Source organism: Alkalilacustris brevis (assembly GCF_003350345.1).
GTDB classification, from domain to species: Bacteria; Pseudomonadota; Alphaproteobacteria; order Rhodobacterales; family Rhodobacteraceae; genus Alkalilacustris; species Alkalilacustris brevis.
This window is the reverse complement of the sequence record NZ_QNVJ01000094.1, coordinates 1-14,684: the sequence shown is the minus strand read 5'-3', so window position 1 is coordinate 14,684 and position 14,684 is coordinate 1. Positions and strand designations below refer to the sequence as shown.

Sequence of the window (14,684 nt, the reverse complement as noted above, 5' to 3'; positions counted from 1 at the left end):
GTGCTTGGGGGAGCGAAGAAATGCTGAGACCTCATTCAACTTACGGTAATAACACAGTATTTTTATGTATCTTCCGGGATTCTAGAGCATTCCTGCCAGACCCGTCGCTGTGGATAAGGCTGAGGATGAACCAGTAATCAACATTATCCCCATCCCCTACATCATCATCATTCCCTTATTTTCTTTTTTCTTTATTTAGGGTGAAGGGATCGCAGTGAGGTGACAAAGATGGGTTGGCTTGCCGCCTATTACCTATGGATCAAGGCATTTCATGTCATGTCGGTGATCGCCTGGATGGCGGGGCTGTTCTACCTGCCCAGGCTGTTCGTTTATCACAGTGAACGTGTGAAAACCGGCGAAGCGGCGGATGGCCTTTTCCAGACCATGGAGGAAAAGCTGCTTCGGGTGATCATGAATCCGGCGATGATCGCGGTCTGGCTGTCGGGCTTGCTGCTTGCGTCGGTTCCTGGCGTGATCGACTGGGGCCAGATCTGGCCCTGGACAAAACTGGCCGGTATAATCGCGATGAGCTGGTTCCATATGTGGCTGGCGGCACGCAGGCGTGATTTTCTGCAGGGGCGCAACCTGTTGAGTGGCCGGCGCTATCGGATGATGAACGAAGTGCCGACGGTGTTGATGCTGGTGATCGTGATCTCGGTGATCGTGAAGCCGTAAGGGGTTGGGCATGCCCAGGTTGACTCGGCGATGGCGAGCGTGTAGGCGAAGCGCGAACCAGCCGTCCGGCATGGTGTTTTCCCGATAGTTGCATTCGGAGCATTGCTTCTGGCTCGTGGCTCCGTTTCGTCCAGGCAGGACCAGAAATGACCAGCGAACGCCTCAATCTTTCGGATCTCAAAAGGCACAGCCCCGCAGAACTTCTCGCCATGGCGGAGGATCTGGAGATCGAGAACGCCCCTTCGATGCGCAAGGGCGAGATGATGTTCTCGATCCTCAAGGAACGTGCCGAGGATGGCTGGGAGATTTCCGGCGACGGGGTGATCGAGGTGTTGCAGGACGGGTTCGGCTTCCTGCGTTCACCTGAAGCCAACTACTTGCCCGGCCCGGATGACATTTATGTTTCGTCGGATATGATCCGGCGGTTTTCGCTGCGCACGGGCGACACGATCGAGGGGGTCATTCAGGCGCCAGGCGAGAACGAGAGGTATTTCTCGCTGGTGCGGGCGACGAGGATCAACTTCGATGATCCCGAGCGGGTGCGTCACAAGGTGCATTTCGATAACCTGACACCGCTTTATCCCGATGAACGCTTTCACATGGAAACCGATGATCCGACGAAGAAGGACAAATCGGGCCGGATTATCGATATCGTGGCGCCGTTGGGCAAGGGGCAGCGGGCGCTGATCGTTGCACCGCCGCGGACAGGGAAAACCGTTCTGTTGCAGAACATTGCCCACTCGATCGAGAACAATCATCCGGAATGCTATCTGATCGTTCTGCTGATCGACGAGCGGCCCGAGGAAGTGACGGACATGCAGCGCAGCGTGAAGGGCGAGGTTGTTTCCTCGACCTTCGACGAGCCGGCGACCCGTCATGTGGCAGTGGCCGAGATGGTGATCGAAAAGGCCAAGCGCCTGGTCGAACACAAGCGTGACGTGGTGATCTTGCTTGATTCGATCACCCGTTTGGGGCGGGCGTTCAACACAGTTGTTCCATCGTCGGGCAAGGTGCTGACCGGGGGTGTCGATGCCAATGCGCTGCAGCGGCCGAAACGGTTTTTCGGCGCGGCGCGGAATATCGAGGAAGGCGGATCGCTGACCATCATCGCCACGGCGCTGATCGATACCGGCAGCCGGATGGACGAAGTGATTTTCGAGGAATTCAAAGGCACCGGCAACAGCGAGCTCGTGCTGGACCGGAAGGTGGCCGACAAGCGCGTCTTCCCGGCGATGGACATCCTGAAGTCGGGCACGCGCAAGGAGGAGTTGCTGATCGACAAGGCCGATCTGCAAAAGACCTTCGTTCTGCGGCGCATCCTGAACCCGATGGGCACGACCGATGCGATCGAGTTCCTGATCTCGAAGTTGAAGCAGACGAAGACCAATGCCGAGTTCTTCGATTCGATGAATACCTGAATCATGACCGGAGGCGGGGCGGATACCATCTTTGCCCTGACGACAACCCGCGGAAAATCGGGTGTCGCGGTTATCCGCCTTTCCGGGCCGCGGGCCTGGACGACGGTGGAGGCATTGTGCGGCCCTTTGCCCGCGGCCCGGCACGCATCACTGCGAACCTTGCGCAATGTCGCTGGAGAGCCGCTGGATCAGGGGCTTGTTCTGCTGTTCGAGGCGGGGGCGAGCTTTACTGGTGAAGACATCGGGGAGTTGCATCTCCATGGCAGCCTTGCGGTGATCGACGCTGTGTTGGACGAGCTGGGCGGGATCGCGGGGTTACGGCCCGCTCAAGCAGGGGAGTTCACCCGCCGCGCGCTGGAGAATGACTGCCTTGATCTTGCCGAGGTCGAAGGTCTGTCAGACCTGATCGAGGCGGAGACCGAAGCGCAACGAAAACAGGCGTATCGCGTGCTCACCGGGGCGATCGGAAAGATGGTGGAGGGCTGGCGGGGGAGCCTCGTGCGGGCGCTTGCGCTGCTTGAGGCCACGATAGACTTTGCTGATGAGGACGTCCCCTCAGATGTGATGCCCGAGGTTCAGGGGTTGATTGCATCGGTGCTGCCGGAGCTGCGAGCGCAGATTGCCGGGGCGAAGGCATCGGAACGGCTGCGCGAGGGGTTCGAAGTGGCGATAATCGGCCCGCCGAATATCGGGAAGTCGACGCTCTTGAATCTGCTTGCAGGCCGCGAAGCCGCGATCACCTCGGAAATCGCGGGAACCACGCGCGATGTCATTGAGGTGCGCATGGATATTTCCGGCATCCCGGTGACATTGCTGGACACAGCCGGGCTGCGCGAGACAACGGATGCGGTGGAGCAGGTGGGCGTGTCGCGCGCGGTGGAGAGGGCGCGCGCGGCAGATATGCGAATTTTCCTTGTTTCCGAGCATGTTGAAGAAATTATGGCGGTACATCCGCAGGCAGATGATCTTGTTGTTTTTGGCAAAGGCGACCTTGCGGAAAGGCCGGGCATGAGTATATCGGCCGTGACGGGGGAAGGGGTGGACGCGCTGATCGAGGCGATCCGCGCGCGGCTTGAAAAACGGGTTACGGGTGCCTCGGCGGTCATTCGGGCGCGGCAGCGCATTGCTGTGGAGCGGGCAGTGAAGTACCTTGAGGATGCGCGCCGTGAGCTTGCTTTCGGACAGGCTCGGGCGGATCTGGCAGCGGAAGAGTTGCGCGGGGCGCTTCATAGCCTGGATGTTCTGGTTGGGCGCGTTGATGTGGAGCATGTGTTGGATGAAATCTTCTCCAGCTTCTGTATTGGAAAGTAAGGGTGTTTCACGTGAAACATTTTGACGTGATCGTTGTCGGGGGCGGCCATGCCGGGGTTGAAGCCGCCCATGTGGCCGCGCGCCTTGGTGTTTCGGTTGCGTTGGTTACGCTGCGCGCGGATGGTATTGGTGTCATGTCCTGTAATCCGGCGATGGGTGGATTGGGCAAGGGGCACCTGATTCGCGAAATCGATGCGCTGGACGGACTGATGGGCCGGATCGCCGATCGCGCCGGAATTCAGTATCGGCTTCTCAACCGGCGAAAAGGGCCGGCGGTGCAGGGCCCGCGCGCGCAGATCGATCGCGCGCTTTATCGCAGGGCAATGCAGGAGGAGATTGCAGCAACGCCGAGGCTATCGGTGATCGAGGGCGAGGTTTCCGATCTCTGGATGCAAGGCGCGGCTGTGAAGGGCGTCAACCTGGCTTCTGGTGTACGCCTTTCTGCCGCTGCGGTCGTGCTGACGACAGGCACATTTCTGCGGGGCGAAATTCATATTGGCCGGGAGCGGCGTAAGGGTGGACGGATGGGAGAGCGGCCATCCGAACGGCTTGCACAGCGGCTCGATGACCTCTCGCTACCGATGGGCCGGCTGAAAACCGGCACTCCACCCCGTCTGGATGGCCGGACGATTGACTGGAACGCGCTGGAATCGCAGCCAGGAGATGAGCACCCGGAGATGCTTTCGTTTCTCTCGGGGGCGCCTGCCGTGCGGCAAGTGTCCTGTGGGATCACGCACACAAACGCGCGGACTCATGATATAATTCGCGAAAATCTGCATGTTTCCGCGATGTACGGAGGCGGGATTACTGGTGTAGGCCCAAGATACTGCCCCTCTGTCGAAGACAAGGTTGTGCGATTCGCCGAGAAGGAGTCCCACCAGATTTTCCTCGAGCCCGAGGGCCTCGAAGATAACGCCGTATATCCGAACGGAATTTCCACCTCGCTTCCTCTGGACGTTCAGGAGCGACTGGTACATTCGATCACCGGCCTCGAAGGCGCGCGGATTCTTCAGCCGGGGTATGCGATCGAGTATGACTACATTGATCCCAGGGCGTTGACCGCAGGGCTGGAATTGCGTGCAGCGCCGGGGCTTTTTCTGGCTGGGCAGATCAATGGAACAACCGGCTATGAAGAGGCGGCTGCACAGGGGGTTGTGGCGGGGTTGTCGGCTGCGCAAAAGGCTGGCGTGGCTTGCCCGATCGCCTTTGATCGCTCCAATTCGTATATTGGGGTGATGATCGATGACCTTGTTACCCGCGGTGTGACGGAGCCGTATCGGATGTTCACTTCTCGGGCTGAATACCGCCTGCACCTCCGGGCCGACAATGCCGATCAACGCCTCACGCCGATGGGGATTGCGTGCGGGTGCGTCGGGGAGGCGCGCAGATGCGCCTTTGAGAACAAGCTGGAGAAGCTTGAAGGCGCCCGCGGCCTGTTGGGCGGGGCATCGTTTACCCCTCAACAACTCGCCGCACAGGGGATCAAGGTGAATCAAGATGGCAGGCGCCGAAGCGGGCTCGATCTGCTTGCCCTTCCAGGCATTGAAATGACTGTTGTCTCAAAGCTGATTCCACAGGCCGGCCGCCTGCCCGCTGAGACTTCCCGGCAGCTTCAGCGTGAGGCAATCTATGCGCATTATATCGACCGGCAACGCGGCGAGATAGCGGCGCTCAAGCGTGACGAAGCAATCGGAATTCCTGAAACGCTTAGCTTCAAGGGGCTGAGCGGGCTTTCAAATGAGCTTCAGGACAAGCTCGAGCGTGTGCGCCCTGCAACGATCGGGCAGGCCGGCCGGATCGAAGGGATGACGCCGGCGGCGCTAACAGTGATATTGCTCCATATCCGAAAGACTTCGCGCGGAGAGATCGCCGTATGAGCGAACAGCTCCTGGCCGGCCTGAATGTTTCACGTGAAACAGTCGTTCGGCTTGAGGCCTATGCCGATCTCTTGCGGAAGTGGACGCGCGCCATAAACCTGATCTCGGCAAAGACAGCCGATTCCCTTTGGGAACGACACATCATGGATTCCGCGCAGCTTTTTCTCTTGCTTCCGCCCGGAGCAAGAACCTGGCTCGACCTTGGAAGTGGTGGCGGCCTGCCCGGGCTTGTCGTGGCGATCATCGCACATGAGAAGGCGCCTGATCTGCATGTAACCCTGGTTGAAAGCGACGCCAGAAAGGCCGCGTTTTTGCGTACGGCAGCGAAAGGTGCCGGTGTCGATGTCGGTATTGAGGTGGCGCGCGCCGAATCCTTGTCGCCCATGGCGGCTGATGTCGTTTCCGCCCGCGCCTTGGCGCCGCTGCCCGATCTGCTCGGCCTTGCTGAGCGGCACCTGGCGCCTGGTGGGCGCGCAATACTCCCCAAAGGGCGCAATTACGCCAACGAAATCGCCGCAGCCCTTGAAACCTGGCGGTTCTCGGTTCAGAAATATCCAAGCCGTACCGATCCCGATAGCGTCATTCTCAGCATCGAAGGGCTTTCGCGTGTCTGATCAGAAACTCGTGCCACCTGCGCCCGCCCGCCCGCGAATCATTGCTATTGCGAACCAGAAAGGCGGCGTGGGCAAGACAACCACGGCGATCAACCTCGCTGCTGCCCTGTCCGAGGGGGGGTTGAAGGTCCTTCTTGTCGATCTCGATCCGCAAGGCAACGCTTCCACAGGGCTTGGCGTTGCGGTGAGCGAGCGCGCTCTCACAACATATGACCTGCTGTTCGATGAGGCGCCGCTGCGCGATGTCGTACGTGAGACCAGCCAGGCCGGCCTAACGATCTGCCCGGCGACAACCGATCTCTCCTCTGCCGATATCGAGATGCTCGCAAATGAAAAACGCAGCTTCCTTTTGCATGATGCGCTCCGCCAGCCGGGGATGGAGGCCTTTGGTTTCGATTACATCCTGATCGATTGCCCACCATCTCTGAGCATGCTCACAATAAACGCCATGGTCGCCGCGCATTCGGTGCTGGTTCCGCTTCAAGCGGAATTCTTTGCGCTTGAGGGCCTCTCGCAGCTCATGCTTACCGTGCGCGAAGTCCGCCAGACAGCAAATCCGGCCCTGCGTATCGAGGGTGTGCTGCTCACAATGTATGATCGCCGCAACAATCTGGCCCAGCAGGTCGAGGCCGACGCCCGCGAAAATCTGGGAGACCTTGTTTTCAAAACGAAAATTCCCCGGAATGTTCGGCTGAGCGAGGCCCCTTCCTACGCCATTCCGGCGCTCACCTATGATCCGCACTCGCGCGGCAGCGAAGCCTATCGCACATTGGCGCACGAGCTCAACGCACGCCATGCCGGCCTTCAGCCTTTGGGGACCAAAGAGAATGTCTGATCGAAAAGAACGCCGCGGTCTGGGCCGTGGCCTGTCGGCTCTGATGGCCGATGTCGCCGTTGAATCAGGCGCTTCCGGCGGTGAGCGTGCGCCGGCAAGCCCCGATCTTCGCGTGCCGGTCGAAAAGATCGTGCCCAACCCGGCGCAGCCGCGCCGCCATTTCTCACCCGAGGCGCTGGAAGAGCTGGCCAGCTCCATCCGCTCCAAGGGAATTATCCAGCCGCTGATCGTGCGGCAGATGCCTGACCAGCCCGACATATACCAGATCGTAGCGGGGGAACGCCGCTGGCGCGCCGCGCAGATGGCCAGGCTGCACGAGGTTCCGGTTCTGGTCCGCACGTTCTCGGATAGCGAGGTCCTTGAAATCGCGATCATCGAGAATATCCAGCGTGCCGATCTCAACCCCATCGACGAGGCCCAGGGCTACCATCAGTTGATGGAGCGCTTCGGCCACACCCAGCAGAAGCTTGCCGAGGCCCTTGGCAAAAGCCGTAGTCACATCGCCAACCTGATGCGACTGCTGCAACTGCCCGAGGAGGTCCAGACCTATCTTCGCGACGGACAGCTCAGCGCGGGTCACGCCCGGGCGCTTATCACTTCCGATGATCCGGCATCTCTGGCGCGGCAGGTGATAAGCCGCGGGCTTTCGGTGCGGCAGGCCGAATCGCTTGCTCGCAAGGGCCCGGCTGCCGCGCGACCGCGCCGTGGCCGCCTGTATGAAAAGGATGCCGATACCAGGGTGCTCGAGCAGGATCTCTCCGCCACGCTCGGCATGTCGGTTGTCATTGAGCACAGCGAGATTAACGGCGAAGGCCAGGTCATCATCCGCTACAAGACGATCGAGGCGCTGGATCAACTCTGCCAGCTTCTGTCACAGAACCGCTGAGCCGATCCCTGACCGCAATTCGCTACGCCAACAACTCGCGAAGGATCGCGTTTAGAACGATTCGCCCTTGCACGGTTGTCCGCAATCGTTGGCCATCCCGCTGCACCAGCGCCATTTCTTCCAGTGATGCCAGTTTCTCGGGCGAAAGCGCAGCGCCATTCAGCCGCGCGTAGCGCTCCAGGTCGCAACCCTCGGTCAAGCGCAGCGCCATCATCAGGTATTCCATTGCCTGATCTTCCGGGGGCAGGGGGCTTTCGCGCGATGTGCCGTCTCCGGTCTTCTCAACACGCGCAAGCCAGGCGTCGGGCGAAAGCGGCGTCTCGGTGGCAATGCGCCCCCGGCCGGGCAAGGTCAGGCGCCCGTGTGCTCCCGGGCCGATCCCGGCATAATCCCCGGAACGCCAGTAGATCAGATTATGCCGTGACTCCGCCCCTGGCGCCGCATGGTTTGAAGTCTCGTATCCCGAGAACCCGAACCCCTCACAAATATCTTGCGTTATCATATACATATCGGCTGACACATCATCATCCGGCAGGCCGTGCAGCCGCCCTCCTGCGGCTCTTGCGCCAAAGGCTGTCCCGGCCTCGATGGTCAACTGATAGAGCGAAAGATGATCTGCCGCCATGCCGAGCGCTTGCGAAAGCTCGGATTCCCAGGCTTTCAGGCTCTGATCTTGCCGCGCATAGATCAGATCGAAACTTACACGATCAAAAACCGCCTGCGCCGTCTCAAAGGCCGCGATGCCCTCCTGCACGCTGTGCAGGCGCCCCAGTCGTCGTAGATCCGCATCATTGAGGGCCTGCATCCCCATCGACACCCGGTTCACTCCGGCGTCGCGATAGGCTTTGAACCGGGCCGCCTCGACGCTGCGCGGGTTGGCTTCCAGCGTGACTTCCAGGTCATTGGCCAGCGGCCAGGCTGCCTGCACGGCTTGCAGCACCGCGGCAACCGTTTCAGCCTCCATCAGGCTGGGGGTGCCGCCTCCGAAAAAGACACTGTTAACCACGCGCCCCGGTGTGAGCGCGGCAACGCGGGCAATTTCGCTGCGAAAGGCCGCGCGCCAGCGCCCCTGGTCGATGGCGCCGGCCACATGGCTGTTGAAGTCGCAATAGGGGCACTTGGCTTCGCAGAAAGGCCAGTGAAAATATAGCCCGAACCCGCCTTCGCGCCAATCCTCCCCGATGGCATAAATATCAGCCAAAACAGCCCTCTGTGAATTTTCGGAAAGCATCGGCGCGATGGCTGATGCGGTTCTTTTCCCACCGATCCATTTCTCCGAAGGTTTGGCTGTATCCGTTCGGCAGGAAGATCGGGTCATAGCCATGGCCTTGATCGCCGCGCATGGGCCAGACGATCTGGCCTTTCGCCACGCCTTCGAAAACCGCATCGCGCCCATCCGGCGCCGCCAGAACGAGGGTGCAGCGGAACTGCGCATGATACGGCGCAGATGTGCCGCTGGCCTGCAATTCGCGCCAGACCCGTTCCATTGCCATATTGAAATCGCGCCCCGCGCCGGTTTCGGCCCAGTCGGCCGTGTAAACACCTGGCGCCCCCTTCAGCGCCTCGACGCAGAGCCCCGAGTCATCGGCCAGCGCGGGCAGCCCGGTGGCGCGCGCGGCGGCATGGGCCTTGATCCGGGCGTTGCCGGCAAAGCTTGTCTCTGTTTCTTCCGGCTCCGGCAGTCCGAACTCCGCGGCGCCCTTGCAGGTTATGCCATAAGGCTCCAGCAGATGCGCGATCTCCTCCAGCTTGCCGCGGTTATGTGTTGCCACCAGCAGCGTGCTGTCGATCAGCCCTTTCATGTGACTGCGGCTTTCTGCGCATCGGTCAGCGCGTCGACCCCGGCATAAGCCAGATCCAGCAGCTCTTTCATCTGTTCGCGTGAGAATGTCGCGCCCTCGGCGGACATCTGAACTTCGATCAGCCGCCCCGCGCCGGTCAGCACGAAATTGCCGTCCACGCCTGCCGCGCTGTCCTCGGCGTAATCGAGGTCCAGCACCGGCTGCCCCGCATAGATCCCGCAGCTGATCGCCGCCACCGAATCGATCATCGGGTCGCTTGCGATCACCCCGGCCTCGAGCAGCTTGTTCACCGCGAGGCGCAGCGCGACCCATCCGCCGGTGATTGCGGCGCAGCGGGTGCCGCCATCGGCCTGAAGCACATCGCAATCGACAGTGATCTGTCGCTCTCCCAACGCCGAGCGATCGATGCCGGCGCGCAAGGACCGCCCTATAAGCCTTTGAATTTCCACGGTTCTTCCCGTCTGCTTTCCCTGCGCAGCCTCGCGCCGATTGCGCGTGGTGGTGGCGCGCGGCAGCATCCCGTATTCCGCCGTCACCCATCCCAGCCCGGTGTTGCGCAGAAACGGCGGTGTGCGGTCCTCGACGGAGGCGGTGCACAGGACATGCGTCTCGCCCATCCGGATCAGGCAGGATCCTTCGGCGTGTTTCGTCACGCCGGTATCGATTGAAACATCGCGCAAAGTGCTTAGGTCTCTTCCCGACGGTCGCATGAGGTATCCTTTCAGTGCTTTGCAGGCAGTTACATGCGCCCGCCCTGAAGGTGCAACCCCGATTGACGGCCGCGCGGGATCACCCATAAAGGGCAGCCATGGGAGAAACCACGACCATGAACGATGGTGCACGCTTGTTGTCAGAGCTGAACGACCGCTCGCGCGAGGTCTTTCGCCGCGTGGTCGAATCCTATCTGGCTTCGGGCGATCCGATCGGGTCGCGCACACTCACGCGCCAGCTTGAGGAAAAGGTTTCCGCGGCCACGGTACGCAATGTCATGCAGGACCTCGAATACATGGGCCTGCTCGACAGCCCGCATGTCTCGGCGGGGCGGATTCCCACGCAGCTTGGCCTGCGGCTCTTTGTGGATGGCCTGCTTGAAGTCGCCCCCGTCAACGCGACCGACCGCGAGCATCTGGATGCGACCCTGGGCAGCAACGAGCGCGACACCGCAACCCTGCTCGATCGTGTCGGTTCCGCGCTTTCCGGCCTGACCCACAGCGCCAGCCTGGTGCTGACCCCCAAGCACGAAGCCCCCATCCGCCATATCGAGTTCGTGAGCCTTGCGCCCGACCGTGCGCTTGTCGTTCTGGTCTTTGCCGATGGCCATGTGGAAAACCGGGTCTTTGCGCCGCCGCCGGGGCAGACGCCCTCGTCGATGCGCGAGGCTGCGAATTTCCTCAATGCGATGGCAGAGGGCCGCACGCTGACCGATCTGCGCGGCCGCATCGGCGCCGAGATCGCGTCTCGCCGGCAGGAGATTGACGCGCTCGCCCAGGCGCTGGTGCAAAGCGGGGTCGCCGTTTGGGAAAACGAGGGCGAACCTTACGAGCGGCTGATCGTGCGCGGCCGGGCGAACCTGTTGTCGGAACCCGGCGCCGAGGAAGAGTTGGAGCGCATCAAGCAGCTTTTCGACGATCTCGAGCGCAAGCGCGATATCGCCGAATTTCTGGAACTTGCCGAGGAAGGCGACGGCGTGCGCATTTTTATCGGCTCGGAGAACAAGCTTTTTTCTCTGACGGGTTCCTCTCTGGTGGTCTCTCCATATATGAACGCAGATCGAAAGATCATCGGCGCGGTGGGCGTGATTGGTCCGACCCGGCTCAACTACGGGCGCATCGTGCCTATCGTGGATTATACGGCGCAACTGGTCGGCCGGATTCTGGGTGACCGGGGCAAGAGGTAGGAAATGGCACAAGCGAAGAACACAGCAGAGTTCGAGGATATGCAGCAAGGCGAACCCGATCAGCAGGAGGGCCTTGCCGAAGACGGGGCCGAGTACGCCGCCGAGAGCGCCGATCCCGAGGCCGAGATCGCCGCATTGCAGGCCGAGCGGGACGAGTACCGCGACCGCATGTTGCGCGCCTTCGCCGAGGCCGAGAACGTGCGCAAGCGTGCCGAAAAGGATCGCCGCGACGCCCAGCTTTATGGCGGGTCAAGGCTCGCGCGCGACTTGCTGCCTGTCTACGACAATCTCAGCCGTGCGCTGGAGGCCGCCAATGATGAGACCCGCGCCGCCGCTCCCGGTCTGGTTGACGGGGTCGAGCTGACCATGCGCGAACTGACCAACATCCTGGCCCGCCACGGGGTGGAGCGCATCGTGCCGCAGCCGGGCGACACCTTCGACCCGCATCTGCACGAGGCGATGTTCGAGGCTCCTGTGCCTGATTTCGCTGCCGGCCAGATCATTCAGGTCATGGCCGAAGGGTTCCGCATCCATGATCAGCTGCTGCGCCCGGCGCAGGTTGGCGTATCGTCCCGCCCCGCGTGATAACCGGGTGATCCGGCGGGCTCAGCCCGGCCCGTCGCTGCCGTCCGGCAGCATCGCCCGAAGATCGTAAAGCAGCGCGAGCGCTTCGCGCGGGGTGAGGTCATCGGGCAGTACCTCGCGCAGCCGCGCCTCCAGCGCGGAGGCGCCGCTTTGCGTGGCCTGTCGGGGCGTCGTGCTGACCGGGCGGGCTGAGAACAGCGGCAGATCGTCGATCAGCGTTTCCTTGCCGCCGCCCCCTTCGCGATCCCCCTTTTCCAGTGTTTCCAGCACGGTGCGGGCGCGCTCCACCACGGCGCCGGGCAGGCCGGCCAGCCGCGCAACCTGCACCCCATAAGAGCGATCCGCCGCCCCCTGCCGCACCTCGTGCAGGAAGATCACTTCGCCTTCCCATTCCTTGACCGCGACATTTGCGTTCTCGACCCCAGCCAGCCGCCCGCTCAGCGAGGTGAGTTCGTGGTAATGCGTGGCGAACAGCCCGCGGCAGCGGTTGACGTCATGCAGATGCTCGAGCGTCGCCCAGGCGATCGACAGCCCGTCCCATGTGGCGGTGCCGCGCCCGATCTCATCGAGGATCACCAGCGCGTGTTCGTCCGCCTGGTTCAGGATCGCGGCAGTCTCGATCATCTCGACCATGAAGGTCGATCGCCCCCGCGCCAGATCATCCGAGGCGCCGACCCGGCTGAACAACTGGCTGACCAGGCCGATATGCGCCATGTCGGCGGGCACGTGGCTGCCGGCTTGTGCAAGCACGCAGATCAGCGCGTTCTGGCGCAGAAAGGTCGACTTGCCCGCCATGTTCGGCCCGGTAAGCAGCCAGAGCGCGCCATGGGCCGCCCCCGGATCAAGGCTGCAATCATTGGCGATGAAAGGCTCGCCCGCCTTGCGCTGGGCACGCTCCACCACCGGGTGCCGCCCGCCGGTCACGTGAAACACCCGGCTGTCATCGACATTCGGTGCGACCCAGTTTTCCGCGACCGACAGATCGGCCAGCGCCGCGGCCAGGTCGATCTCGGCCAGCGCGGCGGCAACCTGCCCCAGCGGGCCGGCCTGTTCCAGCACCGCGGCGCGCAACTCGGCGAACAGGCGCTTTTCGATCTCCAGCGCGCGGTTGCCTGCATTCAGGATGCGCGTTTCCAGTTCGGACAGTTCCAGCGTGGTGAAGCGTACCTGATTGGCCGTGGTCTGGCGGTGGATGAACCCCTCGTTCAACGGCGGTGAGAGCATCTTCTGCGCGTGGGTCGCGGTGGTCTCGATGAAATAGCCCAGCACGTTGTTGTGCTTGATCTTGAGCGAGGAAATGCTGGTTTCCTCGACATATTTCGCCTGCAATCGTGCGATCACGCTGCGGCCCTGGTCGCGCAACTCGCGCATCTCATCCAGTTCCGTGTCGTGACCTGCGGCGATGAAGCCACCGTCACGCGCGAGCAGCGGCGGTTCGGCCACCAGCGCACGATCCAGCAGATCATTCAGCGTATCGTGCCCGACAAGCGCCTGCGCCGCCTCAATCAGCCGCGGCGGCAGCGTGGCCGGGTCAGTCAGCCGGGAAAGCTGCGCCGCGCGCTCAAGCCCGCTGCGCAGCGCTGCAAGGTCGCGCGGCCCACCACGGTCCAGCGCCAGCCGCGATAGCGCCCTGTCCATATCGGGCAGCCCGCGCAGCGATTCGCGCAGCCTCGTTCGAAACTCTGTCTGCTCAACCAGATGATCGACACAGGCAAGCCTTGCATGGATTTCGGTCAGGTTGCGCGACGGGGCGGCGAGGCGGCGCTCCAGCAGCCGTGCGCCGCCTGCAGTGAGCGTGCGATCCACCGTGCCAAGGAGCGAGCCTTCGCGCCCGCCGGAAAGTGCTGCGGTCAGTTCAAGGCTGCGCCGCGTCGCCGCGTCGATCTGCATGCTTTGCGCCGCGTCTTCGCGCACTGGCGGGCGCAGCAGGGGCAGCTGCCCCCTTTGTGTCAGCTCCAGATACTCCACCACCGCGCCCATGGCCGACAGTTCGGCGCGGGTGAAGCTGCCGAATCCCTCAAGCGTGCCAACCCCATAGAGGGCGCCCAGCCGCTTTTCGGCGCCCGTACTGTCGAAGCTGGCGCGCGACAGTGCGGTGACGGCAGCACCGGAATCCTGCACCAGGCCGGCGAATTCCGCCTCGTCGGCTTCCCCAAGCAACACTTCGCGCGGGGCCAGCCGGGCCAGTTCAGGGCCCAGCCGCGCGCCGGGGCAGGGCATGACGCGAAACGCCCCGGTCGAGATATCGACCCAGGCCAGCGCGCCCTGATCGCGCACCCGCGCGTAAGCGACCAGAAAGTTGTGGCGGCGCGCCTCCAGCAAGCTTTCTTCGGTCAGGGTGCCGGGGGTGACCAGGCGCACCACCTCGCGCCGCACCACCGATTTTGACCCGCGCTTCTTCGCCTCGGCGGGGTCTTCCATCTGCTCGGCGATGGCCACGCGAAACCCCTTGCGGATCAGGTTGAGCAGATAGCTTTCGGCCGAATGCACCGGCACGCCGCACATGGCGATATCCTCGCCCTCGTGCTTGCCGCGCTTGGTCAGCGCGATATCGAGCGCGGCGGAGGCAGCCACCGCGTCGTCGAAGAACAGCTCGTAGAAATCGCCCATCCGGTAGAACAGCAACGCATCGGGATGCTCGGCCTTGATGCCGAGATACTGCGCCATCATCGGCGTGACGGTTGCGGATGTATCGCTCAACGCTTCCCCCTTCGCGCGGATTTGCTGCAACGTAGCGAAGGCTTCGATATGGTGAAAGGTCCAAAACAACTCGCCAAGGCGGCT

At 62.4% G+C, this 14,684-nt stretch carries 13 protein-coding genes; 9 read left to right on the top strand and 4 right to left on the bottom strand.

All coding sequences use genetic code 11. The features are described from left to right. Positions 1 to 228 precede the first annotated feature (228 nt). From hemJ to DQ229_RS14505, 7 genes are all read left to right on the top strand, one after another. The gene (gene hemJ, locus DQ229_RS14535; RefSeq protein ID WP_114966986.1) at positions 229 to 675 is read left to right on the top strand and encodes a protoporphyrinogen oxidase HemJ; all 447 of its coding nucleotides are present in this window, start codon (positions 229 to 231) and stop codon (positions 673 to 675) included. Positions 676 to 821: 146 nt separating this feature from the next. Further along, positions 822 to 2,093 carry a transcription termination factor Rho gene (gene rho, locus DQ229_RS14530; protein ID WP_114966985.1) on the top strand — a complete coding sequence of 424 codons (1,272 nt, stop codon included), beginning with the start codon at positions 822 to 824 and terminating at the stop codon, positions 2,091 to 2,093. 3 nt (positions 2,094 to 2,096) lie between these two features. Then, positions 2,097 to 3,404 (top strand): tRNA uridine-5-carboxymethylaminomethyl(34) synthesis GTPase MnmE, encoded by a 1,308-nt coding sequence (gene mnmE / locus DQ229_RS14525; protein WP_114966984.1) that lies wholly within the window; start codon positions 2,097 to 2,099, stop codon positions 3,402 to 3,404. A 2-nt stretch (positions 3,405 to 3,406) separates the two neighbouring features. Beyond that, positions 3,407 to 5,281, top strand: coding sequence for a tRNA uridine-5-carboxymethylaminomethyl(34) synthesis enzyme MnmG (gene mnmG, locus DQ229_RS14520; protein ID WP_114966983.1), 1,875 nt, complete (start codon positions 3,407 to 3,409; stop codon positions 5,279 to 5,281). Further along, entirely contained in the window at positions 5,278 to 5,895 is a 618-nt protein-coding gene (gene rsmG, locus DQ229_RS14515; protein WP_114966982.1) for a 16S rRNA (guanine(527)-N(7))-methyltransferase RsmG, read from the top strand. The genes mnmG and rsmG overlap by 4 nt, the downstream gene beginning before the upstream one ends. After that, positions 5,888 to 6,730 (top strand): ParA family protein, encoded by an 843-nt coding sequence (locus tag DQ229_RS14510; RefSeq protein ID WP_238381114.1) that lies wholly within the window; start codon positions 5,888 to 5,890, stop codon positions 6,728 to 6,730. Before rsmG ends, DQ229_RS14510 begins: the two co-directional genes overlap by 8 nt. Next, the gene (locus DQ229_RS14505; protein WP_114966981.1) at positions 6,723 to 7,616 is read left to right on the top strand and encodes a ParB/RepB/Spo0J family partition protein; all 894 of its coding nucleotides are present in this window, start codon (positions 6,723 to 6,725) and stop codon (positions 7,614 to 7,616) included. The genes DQ229_RS14510 and DQ229_RS14505 overlap by 8 nt, the downstream gene beginning before the upstream one ends. A 22-nt stretch (positions 7,617 to 7,638) precedes the next feature. Here the strand turns inward: DQ229_RS14505 and hemW are convergent, their stop codons facing one another. The 3 genes from hemW to rph are packed head-to-tail and all read right to left on the bottom strand — an operon-like array spanning position 7,639 to position 10,128. Continuing rightward, positions 7,639 to 8,847 carry a radical SAM family heme chaperone HemW gene (hemW, locus tag DQ229_RS14500; protein WP_114966980.1) on the bottom strand — a complete coding sequence of 403 codons (1,209 nt, stop codon included), beginning with the start codon at positions 8,845 to 8,847 and terminating at the stop codon, positions 7,639 to 7,641. Next, complete coding sequence (rdgB, locus tag DQ229_RS14495; protein WP_114966979.1) at positions 8,810 to 9,418, bottom strand: RdgB/HAM1 family non-canonical purine NTP pyrophosphatase; 609 nt, start codon at positions 9,416 to 9,418, stop codon at positions 8,810 to 8,812. The genes hemW and rdgB overlap by 38 nt, the downstream gene beginning before the upstream one ends. Further along, on the bottom strand, positions 9,415 to 10,128 hold the full coding sequence (rph, locus tag DQ229_RS14490) for a ribonuclease PH (RefSeq protein ID WP_114966978.1): 714 nt from the start codon (positions 10,126 to 10,128) through the stop codon (positions 9,415 to 9,417). The genes rdgB and rph overlap by 4 nt, the downstream gene beginning before the upstream one ends. A 116-nt stretch (positions 10,129 to 10,244) precedes the next feature. On the opposite strand from rph, the gene hrcA reads away from it, so the two are divergent. Then, positions 10,245 to 11,315, top strand: coding sequence for a heat-inducible transcriptional repressor HrcA (hrcA, locus tag DQ229_RS14485; protein WP_114967009.1), 1,071 nt, complete (start codon positions 10,245 to 10,247; stop codon positions 11,313 to 11,315). Between the two features lie 3 nt (positions 11,316 to 11,318). Beyond that, positions 11,319 to 11,900 carry a nucleotide exchange factor GrpE gene (locus tag DQ229_RS14480; RefSeq protein ID WP_114966977.1) on the top strand — a complete coding sequence of 194 codons (582 nt, stop codon included), beginning with the start codon at positions 11,319 to 11,321 and terminating at the stop codon, positions 11,898 to 11,900. A gap of 21 nt (positions 11,901 to 11,921) precedes the next feature. On the opposite strand, the gene mutS is transcribed toward DQ229_RS14480, so the two are convergent. Then, positions 11,922 to 14,600: a DNA mismatch repair protein MutS gene (gene mutS / locus DQ229_RS14475; RefSeq protein WP_114967008.1), complete on the bottom strand. Its 2,679-nt coding sequence runs from the start codon at positions 14,598 to 14,600 to the stop codon at positions 11,922 to 11,924. Positions 14,601 to 14,684: the final 84 nt, after the last annotated feature.

What these genes read in the sequence shown, in the direction of transcription:
- hemJ (WP_114966986.1), top strand. Translation starts at nt 229, where the DNA reads ATGGGTTGGCTTGCCGCCTATTACCTATGGATCAAGGCATTTCATGTC.
- rho (WP_114966985.1), top strand. Translation starts at nt 822, where the DNA reads ATGACCAGCGAACGCCTCAATCTTTCGGATCTCAAAAGGCACAGCCCC.
- mnmE (WP_114966984.1), top strand. Translation starts at nt 2,097, where the DNA reads ATGACCGGAGGCGGGGCGGATACCATCTTTGCCCTGACGACAACCCGC.
- rsmG (WP_114966982.1), top strand. Translation starts at nt 5,278, where the DNA reads ATGAGCGAACAGCTCCTGGCCGGCCTGAATGTTTCACGTGAAACAGTC.
- DQ229_RS14505 (WP_114966981.1), top strand. Translation starts at nt 6,723, where the DNA reads ATGTCTGATCGAAAAGAACGCCGCGGTCTGGGCCGTGGCCTGTCGGCT.
- hemW (WP_114966980.1), bottom strand. Translation starts at nt 8,847, where the DNA reads ATGCTTTCCGAAAATTCACAGAGGGCTGTTTTGGCTGATATTTATGCC.
- rdgB (WP_114966979.1), bottom strand. Translation starts at nt 9,418, where the DNA reads ATGAAAGGGCTGATCGACAGCACGCTGCTGGTGGCAACACATAACCGC.
- rph (WP_114966978.1), bottom strand. Translation starts at nt 10,128, where the DNA reads ATGCGACCGTCGGGAAGAGACCTAAGCACTTTGCGCGATGTTTCAATC.
- hrcA (WP_114967009.1), top strand. Translation starts at nt 10,245, where the DNA reads ATGAACGATGGTGCACGCTTGTTGTCAGAGCTGAACGACCGCTCGCGC.
- DQ229_RS14480 (WP_114966977.1), top strand. Translation starts at nt 11,319, where the DNA reads ATGGCACAAGCGAAGAACACAGCAGAGTTCGAGGATATGCAGCAAGGC.